This window comes from Sphingopyxis indica (assembly GCF_900188185.1).
GTDB classification, from domain to species: domain Bacteria; phylum Pseudomonadota; class Alphaproteobacteria; order Sphingomonadales; family Sphingomonadaceae; genus Sphingopyxis; species Sphingopyxis indica.
In genome coordinates, this window is the sequence record NZ_FZPA01000009.1 from 25,147 (window position 1) to 40,337 (window position 15,191).

16 protein-coding genes and 1 pseudogene are annotated in these 15,191 nt (G+C 66.6%); 8 read left to right on the forward strand and 9 right to left on the reverse strand.

The window, feature by feature from the left end; translation table 11 throughout:
• The first annotated feature begins 10 nt into the window (after nucleotides 1–10).
• The 3 genes from CHB69_RS12555 (at nucleotide 11) to CHB69_RS12565 (ending at nucleotide 2,823) form a co-directional block, all read left to right on the forward strand.
• Complete coding sequence (locus CHB69_RS12555; protein ID WP_089216356.1) at nucleotides 11–1,261, forward strand: threonine ammonia-lyase; 1,251 nt, start codon at nucleotides 11–13, stop codon at nucleotides 1,259–1,261.
• 170 nt (nucleotides 1,262–1,431) lie between these two features.
• On the forward strand, nucleotides 1,432–1,869 hold the full coding sequence (locus tag CHB69_RS12560) for an acyl-CoA thioesterase (protein ID WP_089216357.1): 438 nt from the start codon (nucleotides 1,432–1,434) through the stop codon (nucleotides 1,867–1,869).
• Nucleotides 1,870–1,899: 30 nt separating this feature from the next.
• A complete protein-coding gene (locus tag CHB69_RS12565; protein ID WP_089216358.1) occupies nucleotides 1,900–2,823 on the forward strand; it encodes a homocysteine S-methyltransferase family protein in 924 nt (307 codons plus the stop codon).
• A 3-nt stretch (nucleotides 2,824–2,826) separates the two neighbouring features.
• On the opposite strand, the gene CHB69_RS12570 is transcribed toward CHB69_RS12565, so the two are convergent.
• Both CHB69_RS12570 and CHB69_RS12575 read right to left on the reverse strand, forming a co-directional pair.
• Entirely contained in the window at nucleotides 2,827–3,522 is a 696-nt protein-coding gene (locus CHB69_RS12570; RefSeq protein ID WP_089216359.1) for a class I SAM-dependent methyltransferase, read from the reverse strand.
• Nucleotides 3,515–3,973, reverse strand: a complete 459-nt coding sequence (locus tag CHB69_RS12575) for an RrF2 family transcriptional regulator (protein ID WP_089216360.1) — start codon at nucleotides 3,971–3,973, stop codon at nucleotides 3,515–3,517. The genes CHB69_RS12570 and CHB69_RS12575 overlap by 8 nt, the downstream gene beginning before the upstream one ends.
• A 248-nt stretch (nucleotides 3,974–4,221) precedes the next feature.
• Between CHB69_RS12575 and CHB69_RS12580 the strand changes: the two genes are divergently transcribed.
• Nucleotides 4,222–4,740: a GNAT family N-acetyltransferase gene (locus CHB69_RS12580; protein WP_089216361.1), complete on the forward strand. Its 519-nt coding sequence runs from the start codon at nucleotides 4,222–4,224 to the stop codon at nucleotides 4,738–4,740.
• Here the strand turns inward: CHB69_RS12580 and CHB69_RS12585 are convergent.
• The 5 genes from CHB69_RS12585 to CHB69_RS12605 form a co-directional block, all read right to left on the reverse strand.
• On the reverse strand, nucleotides 4,719–5,369 hold the full coding sequence (locus tag CHB69_RS12585; protein WP_089216362.1) for a class I SAM-dependent methyltransferase: 651 nt from the start codon (nucleotides 5,367–5,369) through the stop codon (nucleotides 4,719–4,721). The genes CHB69_RS12580 and CHB69_RS12585 overlap by 22 nt on opposite strands.
• Nucleotides 5,366–6,127 carry an esterase/lipase family protein gene (locus CHB69_RS12590; RefSeq protein ID WP_089216363.1) on the reverse strand — a complete coding sequence of 254 codons (762 nt, stop codon included), beginning with the start codon at nucleotides 6,125–6,127 and terminating at the stop codon, nucleotides 5,366–5,368. Before CHB69_RS12590 ends, CHB69_RS12585 begins: the two co-directional genes overlap by 4 nt.
• Nucleotides 6,124–7,302 (reverse strand): PQQ-dependent sugar dehydrogenase, encoded by a 1,179-nt coding sequence (locus CHB69_RS12595; RefSeq protein WP_089216364.1) that lies wholly within the window; start codon nucleotides 7,300–7,302, stop codon nucleotides 6,124–6,126. The genes CHB69_RS12590 and CHB69_RS12595 overlap by 4 nt, the downstream gene beginning before the upstream one ends.
• Before the next feature lie 263 nt (nucleotides 7,303–7,565).
• Nucleotides 7,566–8,198, reverse strand: coding sequence for a sigma-70 family RNA polymerase sigma factor (locus CHB69_RS12600; protein ID WP_089216365.1), 633 nt, complete (start codon nucleotides 8,196–8,198; stop codon nucleotides 7,566–7,568).
• Nucleotides 8,195–8,554 (reverse strand): NepR family anti-sigma factor, encoded by a 360-nt coding sequence (locus CHB69_RS12605; RefSeq protein WP_141133984.1) that lies wholly within the window; start codon nucleotides 8,552–8,554, stop codon nucleotides 8,195–8,197. The genes CHB69_RS12600 and CHB69_RS12605 overlap by 4 nt, the downstream gene beginning before the upstream one ends.
• Nucleotides 8,555–8,755: 201 nt before the next feature.
• On the opposite strand from CHB69_RS12605, the gene CHB69_RS12610 reads away from it, so the two are divergent.
• Nucleotides 8,756–9,373 carry a sigma-70 family RNA polymerase sigma factor gene (locus CHB69_RS12610; RefSeq protein WP_089216367.1) on the forward strand — a complete coding sequence of 206 codons (618 nt, stop codon included), beginning with the start codon at nucleotides 8,756–8,758 and terminating at the stop codon, nucleotides 9,371–9,373.
• Between the two features lie 8 nt (nucleotides 9,374–9,381).
• Here the strand turns inward: CHB69_RS12610 and CHB69_RS12615 are convergent, their stop codons facing one another.
• Complete coding sequence (locus CHB69_RS12615) at nucleotides 9,382–10,173, reverse strand: response regulator (RefSeq protein WP_089216368.1); 792 nt, start codon at nucleotides 10,171–10,173, stop codon at nucleotides 9,382–9,384.
• A 270-nt stretch (nucleotides 10,174–10,443) separates the two neighbouring features.
• Between CHB69_RS12615 and CHB69_RS12620 the strand changes: the two genes are divergently transcribed.
• The 3 genes from CHB69_RS12620 (at nucleotide 10,444) to CHB69_RS12630 (ending at nucleotide 14,242) form a co-directional block, all read left to right on the forward strand.
• Nucleotides 10,444–11,919 carry a GAF domain-containing protein gene (locus CHB69_RS12620; RefSeq protein WP_245836759.1) on the forward strand — a complete coding sequence of 492 codons (1,476 nt, stop codon included), beginning with the start codon at nucleotides 10,444–10,446 and terminating at the stop codon, nucleotides 11,917–11,919.
• A 152-nt stretch (nucleotides 11,920–12,071) separates the two neighbouring features.
• Complete coding sequence (locus tag CHB69_RS12625; RefSeq protein ID WP_089216370.1) at nucleotides 12,072–12,686, forward strand: superoxide dismutase; 615 nt, start codon at nucleotides 12,072–12,074, stop codon at nucleotides 12,684–12,686.
• A 176-nt stretch (nucleotides 12,687–12,862) separates the two neighbouring features.
• Nucleotides 12,863–14,242, forward strand: a complete 1,380-nt coding sequence (locus tag CHB69_RS12630; protein ID WP_089216371.1) for an L-serine ammonia-lyase — start codon at nucleotides 12,863–12,865, stop codon at nucleotides 14,240–14,242.
• Between the two features lie 83 nt (nucleotides 14,243–14,325).
• On the opposite strand, the pseudogene CHB69_RS12635 reads toward CHB69_RS12630, so the two are convergent.
• Nucleotides 14,326–14,724 (reverse strand): annotated as a pseudogene (locus CHB69_RS12635) (LysR substrate-binding domain-containing protein); the annotation flags it as partial.
• Nucleotides 14,725–15,191 lie beyond the last annotated feature (467 nt).

A 15,191-nucleotide genomic window follows, 5' to 3' on the forward strand; every position in this document is an offset into this window, starting at 1 on the left:
GCCTGTCGCTATGACAGACCTTGCCACCCCCATGCTCGCCGCCGATTTTCCGGCGATCACTCTCGACGACGTGCGCGCGGCGGCAGAGCGAATTAACGGCGCGGTGGTGCGCACCCCGACGCTCAAGTCGCAGACGCTGTCCGAAATGGTCGGCGCCGAGGTGTGGCTGAAGTTCGAAAATCTGCAATTTACCGCGGCATACAAGGAGCGCGGCGCGCTCAACGCGCTGCTGCTGCTGGACGATGCGGCGCGCGCGCGCGGCGTGATCGCGGCGTCGGCGGGCAATCACGCGCAGGGCCTCGCCTATCATGGCAAGCGCCTCGGCATCCCCGTCACGATCGTGATGCCCAAGACCACGCCGCAGGTGAAAGTCTCGCAGACCGCGAGCCACGGCGCCGAGATCGTGCTGTTCGGCGAAAAGTTCGACGACGCCTACGCCCATGCGCGCGAGCTGGAAAAAGAGCGTGGACTCACCTTCGTCCATCCCTTCGACCATCCGCACGTCGCGGCGGGGCAGGGGACGGTCGCGCTCGAAATGCTGGAGGATGTGCCCGAACTCGACACGCTGATCGTCCCGATCGGCGGCGGCGGGTTGCTCACCGGCATGGGCACCGCGGCGCGCGGGATCAAGAACGACATGCGCCTCGTCGGCGTGCAGGCCGAGCTTTACCCGTCGATGTATGCCGAACTGAACGGGGTCGACATGGCGTGCGAGGGCGACACGCTGGCCGAGGGCATCGCGGTCAAGGAGCCGGGCGCCTATACGCGCAAGGTCGTCGCCGAGCTCAACGACGACATCGTGCTCGTCGCCGAACGCCATCTCGAGCGCGCGGTCAGCCTGCTGCTCCAGATCGAAAAAACGGTGGTCGAGGGTGCGGGCGCCGCGGGTCTCGCGGCGATGCTCGCGCATCCCGAGGAATTTGCCGGGCGCAAGGTCGGGCTCGTCCTGACCGGCGGCAATATCGACACGCGGCTGCTCGCCAATGTGCTGCTGCGCGACCTCGCGCGATCGGGCCGCATCGCGCGGCTGCGCATCCGGTTGCAGGACCGCCCCGGCGCGCTGTTCAAGGTGATGAAGCTGTTCGACGAGAAGCAGGTCAATATCATCGAAATCTATCACCAGCGCATCTTCACGACGCTCCCCGCCAAGGGGCTGATCACCGACATTGAATGCGAGGCGCGCGACCGCGAGCATCTCGACAGCCTCGTCGCGGCGCTCCGCGATGCGGGCTATATGGTGACGACGGTCGAGCTGGCTTAAGTTCCCCTCCCGCTTGCGGGAGGGGCAGCGAGGGTTGGCAGCTTGCTGCCTAGCCGCAGCGGGGTGGGCAGACCGGCCTTGCTGCATGCCCACCCCGCTGCGACTAGCGAACAAGTTCGCAAGTCTCACTGCCCCTCCCGCTTGCGGGAGGGGATTGCTATGGTCGGCCGATGAAAGACTTCACCCTCTCCCTCACCGCCACGCCCGAAAGCATCGACGAGCTCGGTCACGTCAACAATGCCGTGTGGGTCCAGTGGATTCAGCAGGTCGCGACCGGCCATTGGGACGCCGCCGCGCCGCAGGCGCACAAGGACGCCTATATCTGGGTCGTGGTGCGGCACGAGATCGACTATCTGCGCGCGCTCGGCCCCGGCGAGACGGCAATCGCGCGGACATGGGTTGCCGACAAGCCGCACGGCGCGAAGTTCGACCGCTTCATGGAATTCACCGGTGCCGACGGCAGGGTCCACGTCCGCGCACGCACGGTCTGGGCGCTGCTCGACAAGGCGAGCGGCCGGCCGCTTCGCGTAAGCGATGAAATTGTTGCGCCTTTTCTCGATAGCGATCCGGCGGGTGGTTCGATGGACAAGGCCCCCTCGCTCCGCTAACTTGGCCACGGTCTCCGGGGAGTATCGGCGATGGCTTCCTTACCGCAACTGAACCGCTTTTTCCTGACCGACGCAGGACTCGAAACCGATATCCTGTTCAACAAGGGCATCGACTTGCCCCATTTTTCGTCGGTTACCCTGTTTGCATCGGACGAGAGCCTCGACGTGCTCGACGCTTATTATCGGGGTTTCCTCGACCTTGCGCGGCGGATGGGGACGGGGCTGGTGCTCGAAAGCGCGACCTGGCGCGCGAGCCCCGACTGGGCAGAGCCCTTGGGTTTGTCGCTCGCCGAGCTCGACCGGCTGAACGGGTCCGCGATCGAATTGCTCCGCGGACTGCGCGCCGAATATGCCGATGTGCCGACCGTCATCAGCGGCTGTATCGGTCCGCGCGGCGACGGCTACGATCCGGGCAGGATCATGCTCCCCGACGAGGCGCAGGCTTATCATGCGCATCAGGCGGGGGTGCTGGCCGCGGCGGGCGCCGACATGCTGGCGGCGATCACGATGACCACCATCCCCGAAGCGGTCGGCATTGCGAATGCGGCAAAGGCGCTCGGCTTGCCGGTCGCGATCAGCTTTACCGTCGAGACCGACGGGCGGCTGCCCACGGGCGACGCGCTTGGCGACGCGATCGCAGCGGTCGATGCCGCGACCGAGGATTACCCGGCCTATTATATGATCAACTGCGCCCATCCGACGCATTTCGACGGCATCCTCGATGCGGACGCAGCATGGACGGCGCGGATCGGCGGGGTGCGCGCGAACGCTTCGTGCCTCAGCCACGCCGAACTCGATGCGATGACCGAACTCGACATCGGCGACCCCGCAGACCTCGCGGCCCGGCATCGCGCGCTGATCGAACGCTTCCCGCGGATTCGGGTCGTCGGCGGCTGCTGCGGCACCGACCTGCGCCACGTCACCGCCATCGCGGAAGCGTGCCTTGCTCCCTGACCTTCAGGCGTAGCCGACCCAGCCGCGCCAGGTGAAGGCGGTGTAAAAGGCTTCGACCCCGGTGAAGCCAGCCGCGCGCAGCACGGCTTCGTCTTCCTCGGGGCTCAGCATTGCCACATGCGTCGCGACCGCCTCGCGGCCCTTGGCGACCTGCTCGGGGTCGCCGCCCGACGCCACGGCGAAGGCCGCATAGCGGTCGAGCCAGCGGTCGCGTTCGTCGGCACCCTGGGGAAAGCTGCCGTGCGCGGCGACGAAGGGCGCGCCGGGCTTGAGGCGCGCCCGGATCCCGGCTGCGGTGCGGACACGCTCGTCGCGCTGGAGGAAATGGAGGGTGAGGAGGCAGGTCGCGCCGTCGAAGGGGCCGGCGGGGGCGTCGTCGATATAGCCCTCGACCATGTCGGCACGGCCGGCGTCCGCCCCCATGACTTCGGCGGCGAGGTCGAGCATGGGGCCCGCGGGATCGACGCCGGTGAAGCGCCAGCCCGGATAGGCGTCGGCCATCGCCTTCATCTCGCTGCCGCCGCCCGCGCCGAGTACGAGAATATGCGCGTCGGCCGGCACGCGCTCGGCGAGCAGCAGTCCCGTCATCCGGTGCAGCCCGTCGAGGCCGGGGACGAAGCGGCGCGGGCCTTCGCTATAGCGCGCGACCGCGGCGGGGTCCTTGAAGCTGTCGAGGAAATATTGGACGCCTTCAGCCATGACCATGCTCCTGCGAGGGGGTGGCGCGCGCCGCCATGCGGCGGTGGAAATCGGCGGCGAGCTCGGCAAGCGTCACCGCCTCGAAACGTGCGAGCAACAGCGCTTCGGCGTCGCGGAAGCTCGCGTCGAGCGCGGCGTTGACCGCCTGTTCGACGAGGCAGCCGGGGGCATCGGTGCGATTGCCCATCGCCATCAGCCGCGGGCGCCCGATCGCGTCATAGATGTCGCGCATCGTGATTCCGGACGGCTCGCGGGCGATCGTCCAGCCGCCGCCATGCCCCTTTTCGCTATGCACCAATCCCGCCTGTCGCAGCCCGCCGAGGATGCGGCGGACGACGACGGCGTTGGTCCGCATCGCCCCGGCGAGCTGTTCGGAGGTCAACGGTCCCCCGTCCTCCGCCATGTGGAGAAGGACGTGAAGCACGCCCGAAAGTCGGCTGTCGCGTTTCATGTAACTTTAATTAGTGCGAGAAGCGAAGGAGTCAACCCGCACTTGATCGCGGCGCGCGGCGGTGATAGCGCCGCGATCGTGATGACCACCGACCGATCCCTGCGATTCAAGGCCTATTGGCGCTCCTTTATCTAGGAGCGGCGTGGCATCATCCTGTGACCATCGCCGCCGTGTTCGGACAGGCGAATGGTCATCATCACACCACTACCCCCCCGGTCACGGCGTGCGCATTTTGAAGAAGACGCGACATGACCGATACTCTGCTTGCCCTGTCGACCGACCATATCCGCATCACGCCCCTGCTGGCGGACGATGCGCGCGCCCTGTCTGCGATCACCGATGAATCGGTGACGTCCCAGGTCCATTTCCTCCCCACCCCCTTCACCGAAAGCGACGCGCGCGCGCTGATCGCCGGATCGGGCGGCGGCGATGTGTTCCACGCCGTGCGCGACCGGCGCGATGCGGCGCTGCTGGGAGTGATCGGCGTCCACCGCCGCCCCGGCCCGGAATATGAGGTCGGATATTGGTTCGCCGCCGCGGCGCGGGGCAGGGGGCTGGCGACCGAGGCGGTCGGCGCGATGGTGGCGTCGCTCGCCGCGTCGCGGCCGGACTGCGCGATCGTCGCCGAATGCCGCCCCGCCAACCAGCGGTCGCGCGCGCTGCTGCTGCGGCTGGGTTTCGCGGCGACGGGCGAGGCGGGGCACCGGCCCGGACGGATGCGCTTCCGGTGGCGCGCCGAGCCCGATTACCGCTTCGACGTCTGTTGAACGCCGAAGCGGAAGACACCGCTGGCGACGCTGCGCAGTCCGCTTTCGAAGACGTCGTAGCGCGCGATTTCCCGAAGCCGGCCCAGCGGCAGCGGGCGGCGCCACGGATCGCCGACGAGGATGTCGATCCCGGCGCCGAGGCAGCCGTCGAGGAAGTTGGTTACACGCTCGGCGAGCTCGTCGGTGTAGAAGAGATCGCCGACCAGCACGGTGTCCGCGTCGGGCAGCGGCAGTGCCGCGACGTCGGCGCGCTGCACCGCGATGTTGACGCCGTTCAGTTCGGCGTTGAGCCGCAGCGCAGCGACCGCGTGGCGGCCGGTCTCCACGGCGGTGATGCGGCGCGCACCCGCCTTCGCCGCGGCGATTCCGACCAGCCCCGATCCGGCGCCGAGGTCGAGGATGCGGCGGCCGCGCACGGTTTCGGGCCGGTCGAGGATATGGCGCGCGAGCGCAAGCCCGCCCGCCCAGCGATGCGCCCAATAGGGTGCATCCGCCGCCTCGTCATCCTGCGTCAGCCGGCCGATACAGCTCGACGGCACCGCGCTGTGCAGCCGGATTTCGGGAATGCCGGGGACCGGGGCGATGGGCAGGTTGGCGCGAATGAAGCCCGCGATTTCGGCGTCGGTCATCGCTCGGCGGAGGCGTCCTCGCCGACCTCTTCGGTCAGCGCCTTGGCGATCGCGGCGACCGAGGTCGAGGCATAGGCAAAGCCCATATGGCCGCAATCGACCTCGATCTGGCGGTCGCTTTCGTGCGGCAGCCCGCGCGCGCTGTTCACCGCGATCACGCCGTCATGCTTCGACCAGAGCGCGAAGGTCGGCATTTCGGGACGCGGCGCGGGGTGGAAGTCGATCGGGGGATTGTCGACCGGATGACGCGCGATCAGATGATAGAGGCGCCACGCGCGATTGGCGCGGCGGCTGCCCGAAAAGGGCGAGCCGAGCGTGACGACGCGCGCGACCTTGTCGGGGTGGTGCTTGGCATATTCGCGGGCATAGATGCCGCCGAGGCTCCAGCCGACGAGCGCGGGCGCGCGCCCGGTGCGGTCGATGATCCAATCGACGCGGCCGTCGATGCGGTCGATGATGTCGGCGGTCGCGCCGCGGTTGAAGCCGAGGCCCCAGGCGTAGCAGCGAAAGCCGGCGCGGCGCAGGTCGGCGCGCAGGCCCTTCGTGGCCCAGTCGCCCGACAGAAAGCCGGGCAGCACCATGACGGGGGGATAGGGGCTGTCGGGATTGGGCTCGGGCGGCATCGGCCGGATGCGCCCGCCGATCGCGCGGACGAGCGCCCCTGCCTCGCGCCACAACAGCCCGAGGCGCGGCGGCGCGTCGGGATCGGGCACGCGCGCCGGCCATTCGGCGCGGCGGGAGAGGAAGGCGCGGATCATCCGTCCTTGGGAACCAGCTTCACCAGCCTGCCGTCCTTGCCGTCGGTGAGCAGCCAGACCGAGCCGTCCTCATTGACCTCGACCTCGCGGATGCGCTCCCCGAAGTCCCAGCGGTCGGATTTGTGCAGCGCCTCGCCGTCGATCGCCATGCGGATCAGACCTTCGCCCGACAGCGCCCCCATCAGCAGGCTGTTCTGCCAGCCCGGATAAAGGGTGCCGCCATACCAGGCGAGCCCGGCGGGGGAGATCGACGGGTTCCACCACAGTTTCGGGGCATTGAACTCGGGACGTGTCGGATGATCGGGGATGTCCTTGCCGTCATAATGATCGCCGTTGGAAACGACCGGATAGCCGTAATTGCCGCCGCGCTCGACGAGGTTGACCTCGTCGCCGCCCCTCGGCCCCATCTCCTGCTGCCACAGCTTGCCGGTGCCGTCGAACGCCAGCCCCAGCAGGTTGCGGTGGCCGAGCGACCAGATTTGCGCAGTGACGCCGCCCTTTTCGGCAAAGGGATTATCGGCGGGAACGCTGCCGTCGGGCTTCAGGCGGATCAGCTTGCCCAGATTCTTGGTCATGTCCTGCGCGGGGTCGAATTTCTGCCGCTCGCCCGAGGCGATGAACAGATATTGCCCGTCGGGGGAGAAGGTGAGGCGGTGCGAAAAATGGCCGCGCCCCGGCACCTTGGGGTCCTGTTTCCAGATGATGTCGAGACCTTCGAGGCGCGGCGCGGCGCCTTGCGCGAGCTTCGCCTTGCCGACGACCGCGCCAAAGGTATCGCTGCCGCCCGCCTCGACCCAGCTCAGATAGACGGTGCCGGTCGCGGCGAAATCGGGTGCGAGGATCACGTCGCCGAAGCCGCCCTGTCCGCCATAGGCGACCGCGGGCGCGCCCGCGACATCGAGGATCGGGCCATCGGCTTGCCAGAGTTTGAGCTTGCCTGCCTTTTCGGTGACGAGCGCCTGCTTGCCGCCCGGAAGGAAGGTCATCGCCCACGGCTCGTCGAAGCTGGCGACCTCCTCGACGGTGAAGGGCGCATCGGCGAGCGGCGCAGCGGGCTGCGCGCCCGAGGCGTCGAGCGCGGCAGTGTCGCCGGGCGCGGCTTCGCTCGGCGAACTGCCCGAGCAGGCGGCGACGGCAAGGGCCGCCGAAAGCGCAAAGGTCGAAAGGGTTTTCATGGGGAGAGGCTCGCCTTGTTGTGGAATGCGGGCACTTTGCCGTGCCATCCCGTCAAAGTCGAGGGTGTCTGTCGGCAGGGCGAGGGCCGCGACGCTACAGCAAGAGGACCTCCGAAAGAAAAGCTGTGTGCTCCCGCGGAGGCGGGAGCCCGTCATCCGGCGGCGCTATTTCGAGCTGGCAGGAGATGGGTCCCTGCGTTGGCGCTACGCGCCGCCTTCGGCTCCGCGGGGACACACAATCGCCAGGAAAAAATCTTCATATCTCAGCGCTCGGCTTCGCGCCGCGCGGCGATTTCCTCGACACTGTCCATGATCGCGCTGACCGCCTCGCTGGCCGGAGCGGCATCGGAGCGTTTCTGCGAGAATTGGCCGCGGCTCATAATCTCTTCGAGCGCGGTGCGCGCGCGCGACACCCGGCTCTTCATCGTGCCGAGCGCGCAGTCGCAGATCTGCGCCGCTTCCTCATAGGACATGCCGCCGGCGCCGACGAGGATCAGCGCCTCGCGCTGGTCCTGCGGCAATTCCATCAGCCCGCGTTGAAGGTCGGCCATGTCGCCCGAATCCTCCTGCGCCGCGGGGGTCGACAGCGTGCGCTCGACGACGCCCTCGTCATACTCGCCCTTGAACTTGTTGCGGCGCATCTGCGAGAGGAAGGTGTTGCGGAGGATAACGAAGGTCCACGCCTTGATCGAGGTGCCGCGCTCGAAGCGGTCGCGCGAGGCCCACGCCTTGACCATCGTGTCCTGCGTCAGATCGTCGGCAAGATCGGGATTGCCGCACAGGCTGCGGCCATAGGCGCGCAGGTGCGGAATGACGTCGGCAAGCAACGCCTTGAATTCGCTGTCGGAAAGATTGTCTTCCTCTTTCGGCTGCGTCGCAGCTTGGGGGCGGGTCATCCGGGGCTTTTCTGATCGAGCTGGGACAAAAGGTCGAGCATGCGGTCGGGCAGGTCCTCCGCAACGATTTTGCCATAGATCATGCGCAGCTTCGCGCTCACCGGCTCCGGCGATTGGCGGCCGGTCAGTGCGCGATGCCATTGGTCGCCGCCGACGCCGGGAAAACTTCCTTGCCGCCGGTGCGCCGCTTCCGCGATCGGGAGCAAGCTGAGCTTTCCGTTCATTCCGTCGTCGCCATGCGTTGCCATGCCGAAGCAACGACAGAAGGGCACGCAAGTTCCCCGGCCATGCATTTTTTGGCGCCGGTGCGTTGCCTGAAAGACACAGCGGCCCTCTGATCCATGCTTGCGGCCCATCGTCACTGCCGCCGTTTCGTGCCCCGGCGCCGACCTCGCGCGGTTGGCGGCCGGCGAGAGGGGAGGGCGGGCGGCGCGAGCCCTTCTCTCACCGCCGTCCGCCCCACTTCTGCTTTGCTTTGGCCGCGACCAGCCGCTAAGCGATATGAAGATGAACAGTTTTTCCCCGACGCCGCTCCAGCGTCCGGATCGACGCAGGGTATGACGAGCGACACAGGCCCCCAGCAGCTCGACGATGCGAGCTTCAAGCGCGAACTTGCCGCGATGCTGCCGCATTTGCGCGCGTTCGGGCGCAGCCTCACCGGCAATGCCGATCTCGCCGACGATCTGGTTCAGGAAACGATGCTGAAGGCGTGGAAGGCGCGCGCGCAATATGTGCCGGGGCCGTCGAGCATGAAAAGCTGGGCCTTCGTCATCCTGCGCAACTGTTTCCTGTCGCAGATGCGGCGCAAGAAATTCACCGCCGACTATGACGAGCTCGCCGCCGAACGGCTGCTCGTCGCCCCCGACGATCAGGACGACAGCCTGCACCTCGCCGATGTGCAGCGCGGGTTGATGCTGCTGCCCGTCGATCAGCGCGAGGCGCTGGTGCTGATCGGCGCGGGCGGGCTCAGCTATGAAGAGGGCGCGGCGATCTGTGGCTGCGCGGTCGGCACGATGAAAAGCCGCGTATCGCGCGCGCGCGCGGCGCTGCACGAGATTTTGGAGGGCGGCGACATGCCGCTGCGCAGCGACGACGAACTGCCCGCAAGCGAAACCTTTCGCGCGATCATGGACCGCGTCGACGACCTGACCGCGAACGGCCCCGGCGGCGACTGATAGGCGCGCTAGGCCGCGAGTTCGGGCGTGAAGAGCAGGCTCTGGCTGATCGCCGCGCGCACCGTGTTTTCGCGGAACGGTTTCGAAATCAGGAAGGTCGGCTCGACGCGGTTGCCGGTGAGCAGCCGTTCGGGGAAGGCGGTGATGAAGATCACCGGAACGGGCGCCACGCCCAATATCTCCTGCACCGCGTCGATCCCCGACGATCCGTCGGCGAGCTGAATGTCGGCGAGCACGAGGCCCGCTTCGGTCTTTTCGAACGCCGCGACCGCATCGGCGTGCGTCGCGGCGATGCCCGCGACGCTGTGCCCCAGCGCCTCGACGATCTGTTCGAGTTCGAGCGCGATCAGTGGCTCGTCCTCGATGATCAGGACCGAGGTGCGCGATTCGCGGTCGAGGTCGGCGACCGCCTCGTCGAGCAGCGTCGCGACCGTCGCATCGTCGGTGCCGGTGATCAGCGCCGCTTCCTCGATCGAAAAGCCTTCGAGCGCGGTCAGCAGCAGAATTTGCCGTCCGAGCGGCGTGATGCGCGCGAGCCGGCGGTTCGCGGCGCGGACGAGCGCATCCTCTTCATCGTCGCCGCCGCCTTCGTCGATGAAGGCGCTTTCCCAGATGCGGTGAAAGGCGCGGTAGAGGTCGATGCGGGTGCCGTGCCCGGAGGCGAATTCGTCGGGCGCCGCGACGACCACTTCGAGCAGCGTGTGGACGAAATTGTCGCCATGCTGCTGGCTTCCCGTCAGCGCGCGCGCATAGCGGCGCAGAAACGGCAGGTGGCCGCGGATTTCATCGCCCAGGCTCATGCGGGTTCCTCCCTCTTAAAATCATCATACGCGGCTTCGCTGCGCCGGGTTCCTTTTTTGAGACAATAATGAAAATCGGGGGCTGCAACTTGTTGCGGGGCGGTGCGTAAAAGACGGTACGGGACGCACCGGGGGCCGAAGGCGGACATGGGCCAAACGGCACCAGTCGCGCGCCTGTCGGGCTGCCAGGCTTTTGTAGGGACCAATTTCATGGCACAGCGGCCCGGGAAAAATCGCGATGCCGCGGCATCGAGGGGCGAGGGGCGGAATGTGGCAGATGGCGGGGACAGGGATGCGGACTTCAACGAGCGGCGGCGGCTGACGACGCTTCGCGACTACCATATTCTCGACACCAGGCCCGAACCGGCCTTCGATCGGGTCACCAAGCTGGTGGCCGATCTGTTCGAGGTGCCGATCGCGCTGATTTCGTTCGTCGACGACCGCCGGCTGTGGTTCAAATCGGCGTACGGACTCGACGCGCCCGAAAAGCCGCGCGACATCAGCTTCTGTCAGCAGATGATCGCCGGCGACCAGCCGCTCGTCGTCGCCGACGCCGCCGAAGACGCGCGGTTTCGGGGCAATGTGCTGGTGACCGGCGATCCCTATGTCCGCTTCTATGCCGGCGTGCCGCTGCGCGCGCACAACGGCCTCATTCTCGGCTCGCTGTGCATCATCGACACGAAGCCGCGCGCAGCCTTCGGGCCGCGCGAGCTTGCGCGGCTAGAGGATTTCGCCGCCATCATCATGGGCGAGGCCGAACTACGCCGCGCCGCGGTCGAGCGCGACGAGGCGCGGCAAATGCTCGAGCGCGCGCTCGACTTTTCGTGCATCGCGTCGTGGCAGTTCGACCCGCGGACCGACGATTTGCGCTGGCGCGGCGCGACCGCCGAACTGTGGGGCGCCGATTTCGAAACCGCGCTGTCGACCGGCGCGGGTTTTTTCGCGCGCGTCCATCCCGACGACCGCGAAGCGGTGCGCCGCATACTCGACGAATCGATCGACAGCGGCGACCCCTATGCGACCGAATATCGCATCAACCATCCCGAGCGGGGCGTGCGCTGGATCAGCGCGCGCGGCGATTGGGACGTGCGCGCGAACGACGCGATGCTGACGGGGATCTGCGTCGACATCACCGAACAGAAGAGCCGGCAGGAAACCGCCAATCTGTTGATGCGCGAGCTGCACCACCGGATGCGCAACCTATTCGCGACGGTCAGCGCGATCATCTCGCTGACCCGCCATTCGGCGGGCGATGTCGAGGATTATGTCGAGCGCATCAACAGCCGCCTCGATGCGCTCAACCGGGCGCAGAATGTCCTCCTCGGCGCCAATTTCATGACCGGGTCGATGCACGCGCTGATGCGCGAGGTCGAGGCCGGCTTTCCGCGCGTGCGCTGGGCCGGGCCCGATCTGGTGCTGCCCGAAAATGCGCTCGTCGCGATGGCGTTGCTGTTCAACGAACTCGCGACCAACGCGGTCAAGCACGGTGCGCTGTCGAACGACAGCGGGCGCGTCGACGTAAGGTGGACGCAGGACGAGGGTGACGCCGAGGATCGCAAGTTCCGGCTGAGCTGGCGCGAGAGCGGCGGCACGGGCATGGTCGTCGCGCCCGACCGAACCAGCTTCGGCACCTTGCTGATGGAGCGCAGCGTGCGCAACAATCTGGGCGGGACGATCGAGCGCCATTGGGAACCGACGGGCCTGGTCGTCGATATCGCGTTGCCCGCACGGTGGCGCGAAGCATAGGGGGTAGGCGCCGGCGCGCCTATGCAAAGAATAAATTCCCTCTTCGGAAGGAGGGGCTTGGTTGCAGGAATATTTGCTTTCACGGCCTTGCAACCGCTAAGCGCGATACCGAGTTAGTGACCCCATAGTTCAGACAGAAAACGGAGACTGCCATGACCATCGCCTTTCCGCCGCTGCCCTACGCCGACGACGCGCTGGCGCCGCATATTTCGGCCGAAACGCTGCAGACGCATCATGGCAAGCATCACAAGACCTATGTCGACAAGGTGAATGCCGCGATCGAGGGCACCGATCTTGCCGGCAAGAGCCTCGAGGACATCATCCGCCACGCCGAAAGCGCGGGCAACAAGGGCCTGTTCAACAACAGCGCGCAGTCGTGGAACCATGCCTTCTACTGGAACAGCATGGCGCCCAAGAAGACCGCGCCTTCGGGCGATCTCGCCGCGGCGATCGACCGCGACTTCGGCTCGCTCGACGATCTGAAAAAGAAGCTCAAGGACACCGCGATCAACCATTTCGCGTCGGGCTGGGCGTGGCTCGTCGCGCAGGACGGCAAGCTGTCGGTCACCGACACCCACGACGCCGGCACCGAAGCGACGAAGGGTGTCAAGCCGCTGCTCGTCGTCGATGTGTGGGAACATGCCTATTATATCGACCGCAAGAACGTCCGCCCCGACTATGTCAATGCGGTGGTCGACGAGCTGCTCAACTGGGACTTCGCCGCCGAGAACCTCGCGCGCGACGGCAGCTGGACCTATCCGGGCTGATCTTCCGCTATCAGAAAGCGTGTATCCCCGCGAAGGCGGGGATCCATCTCCTGCCGGTTAAAAATAGCGCCGGCGGGAGATGGGCTCCCGCCTTCGCGGGAGCACATGTTTTTCGGGTTCGCGATACTCTGTAATGTCCTATCGCCCCGGCGCGCCTTCGCCTATACGCCGCCGGCATGACGATCAGCCTCTTCGAACTCTTCAAAATCGGCGTCGGCCCTTCGAGCTCGCACACCGTCGGCCCGATGGTCGCGGGGCGGCGTTTCGGCCTCTGGCTCGACGAGCACCGGCTGCTCGACCGCACCGCGCATGTCGAGGCCGATCTTTACGGCTCGCTCGCGCTGACCGGAAAGGGGCACGCCTCCGACACCGCGCTCGTCGCGGGGCTCGCGGGTGAAATCCCCGCCGAAACCAGCCTGACGGCGATCGAGGCGCATTGGGCGCGCGCCGAAGCCGAGGGCGCGCTCTATCTGCTCGGGCGCCGCCGTGTGCGTTTCCAGCCCAAGCGCGACCTCCGCTTCCTCACCCGCCAGCGCCAGCCCTTCCACACCAATGCGCTATCGTTCACCGCGCGCGACGATGCGGGCGAGATTCTGGCGAAGCGCATGTATTTCTCGATCGGCGGCGGCTTCGTCGTCGACGAGGAGGAAGCGGGACGCAACAGCCGCGGCGGCGAGGACGAGGTGGAGCTGCCCTATCCCTTCACCTCGGGCGCCGACCTGATCGACATGGGCGCCGCGTCGGGCAAGAGCTTTGGCGAGATGATGCTCGACAACGAGCTCGCGCACCGCAGCCTCGCCGAGGTCGAGGCGGGGATCGACGCGATCGCGGCGGCGATGGATGCCTCGATCGATTCGGGCTGTTGCAGCACGGGCACCCTGCCCGGCGGGCTCAAGGTCCGCCGCCGCGCGCCGCAGATCGCCGCCGACATTCGCGAACGGCACGAGGCGAACCTGTCCGAACCGCTCGCGATGATGGACTGGATCAACCTGTGGGCGATGGCGGTGAACGAGGAGAATGCCGCCGGCGGCCGCGTCGTCACCGCGCCGACCAACGGCGCCGCCGGGATCATCCCCGCGGTGATCCGCTATTACAAGCGCGGCTGCCGCGGCGATGCGAAGGGTGTGCGCACCTTCCTCCTCACCGCCGCCGCGATCGGCGCCTTGTACAAGCGCAACGCCAGCATCTCGGGCGCCGAGGTCGGCTGTCAGGGCGAGGTCGGCGTCGCCTGCTCGATGGCGGCGGCGGGCCTGACCGCGGCGCTCGGCGGAACCAACGCGCAGGTCGAGAACGCCGCCGAGATCGGCATGGAGCACAACCTCGGTCTCACCTGCGACCCGATCGGCGGACTGGTGCAGATCCCGTGCATCGAGCGCAACGCGATGGGCGCGATCAAGGCGATCGACGCCAGCCGCATCGCGATGATCGGCGACGGCACGCATGTCGTCAGCCTCGACACGGTGATCGCGACGATGCTGCAAACGGGCCGCGACATGCGCGATAAGTATAAGGAAACGTCGAAGGGCGGGTTGGCGGTCAGCGTGGTGGAGTGTTGAACTCGCCAAAGTAGATAGGGAGAACTCTGTGCGGCTACCTTTCAGGAACCATCTCTCAACGCCCCTGACGATTTTCATCGAACCTATATGCGATCAATATGATGTTCCCGCGGGTGGCGAAGCCGTCGTGACGCTAGAAGATGGCTACCCGCATTCGATCGATGTCCATCCGGATAATTGGGTGTCGATCTGGAACGAGGGGCCGGAGTTCGCGACAGTTGAACTCTTCGATGAGCATCAATTCTCATTTCCAGTAAAAAGGCGAGGACTAGAGGCGGGGCCGTAGTTTGGCTCAAATCCGCTGCAAAGCCCCCCGGCAATTCCTCGCGCAGCTTGTCGATCAGCAGCCGCACCTTCGGCAGCAGATGGCGGCGCTGCGGATAGACCGCCCAGATCGGTTCTTCCTGCGGCCGCAGTGCGTCGAGGAGCGAGACGAGCGCGCCGCTTTGCAGATGCGGCGTCACATGGAAATCGGGAAGCTGGCAGGCGCCAGCGTTTTAGCCACCTTCGTCACCCTGAACTTGTTTGGCGATTACTCCCTTCGCATCCGTATTCCGGATATCGTCATTGCGAGCGAAGCGAAGCAATCCAGAGCGGTTTACGCACACTCTGGATTGCTTCGCTTCGCTCGCAATGACGGGGCATACGGATGCAATAGGGATAATCGCCAACTTGTTTCAGGGTTCGTGGCCTGCCGTTTCCTTCGGCGTCGTGTTCTTTTGTTTCACACAAAGACACGAAGAGGAAGGCGTGGGCCGCTATGTCCCACTTCTCCGTCAACGCCGCGGCTGGCCGCACTGTCCGAATCAAAAGCCGCTTCGCGGCCGATGCGACATCTTTGTGTCTTTGTGTGAAAATAGCTGGCGTCGCCTTGACGGGCAAGCGCCGGGTCATGGATGCTGAAACGCGTTCAGCATGACGAAGGTTGGGAATGCGACCCTCGCATCTT

Bases quoted from the DNA above. Each gene is read 5' to 3' on its own strand.
- CHB69_RS12555 (WP_089216356.1), top strand. From the start codon at position 11: ATGACAGACCTTGCCACCCCCATGCTCGCCGCCGATTTTCCGGCGATC.
- CHB69_RS12560 (WP_089216357.1), top strand. From the start codon at position 1,432: ATGAAAGACTTCACCCTCTCCCTCACCGCCACGCCCGAAAGCATCGAC.
- CHB69_RS12565 (WP_089216358.1), top strand. From the start codon at position 1,900: ATGGCTTCCTTACCGCAACTGAACCGCTTTTTCCTGACCGACGCAGGA.
- CHB69_RS12570 (WP_089216359.1), bottom strand. From the start codon at position 3,522: ATGGCTGAAGGCGTCCAATATTTCCTCGACAGCTTCAAGGACCCCGCC.
- CHB69_RS12575 (WP_089216360.1), bottom strand. From the start codon at position 3,973: ATGAAACGCGACAGCCGACTTTCGGGCGTGCTTCACGTCCTTCTCCAC.
- CHB69_RS12580 (WP_089216361.1), top strand. From the start codon at position 4,222: ATGACCGATACTCTGCTTGCCCTGTCGACCGACCATATCCGCATCACG.
- CHB69_RS12585 (WP_089216362.1), bottom strand. From the start codon at position 5,369: ATGACCGACGCCGAAATCGCGGGCTTCATTCGCGCCAACCTGCCCATC.
- CHB69_RS12590 (WP_089216363.1), bottom strand. From the start codon at position 6,127: ATGATCCGCGCCTTCCTCTCCCGCCGCGCCGAATGGCCGGCGCGCGTG.
- CHB69_RS12595 (WP_089216364.1), bottom strand. From the start codon at position 7,302: ATGAAAACCCTTTCGACCTTTGCGCTTTCGGCGGCCCTTGCCGTCGCC.
- CHB69_RS12600 (WP_089216365.1), bottom strand. From the start codon at position 8,198: ATGACCCGCCCCCAAGCTGCGACGCAGCCGAAAGAGGAAGACAATCTT.
- CHB69_RS12605 (WP_141133984.1), bottom strand. From the start codon at position 8,554: ATGGGCCGCAAGCATGGATCAGAGGGCCGCTGTGTCTTTCAGGCAACG.
- CHB69_RS12610 (WP_089216367.1), top strand. From the start codon at position 8,756: ATGACGAGCGACACAGGCCCCCAGCAGCTCGACGATGCGAGCTTCAAG.
- CHB69_RS12615 (WP_089216368.1), bottom strand. From the start codon at position 10,173: ATGAGCCTGGGCGATGAAATCCGCGGCCACCTGCCGTTTCTGCGCCGC.
- CHB69_RS12625 (WP_089216370.1), top strand. From the start codon at position 12,072: ATGACCATCGCCTTTCCGCCGCTGCCCTACGCCGACGACGCGCTGGCG.
- CHB69_RS12630 (WP_089216371.1), top strand. From the start codon at position 12,863: ATGACGATCAGCCTCTTCGAACTCTTCAAAATCGGCGTCGGCCCTTCG.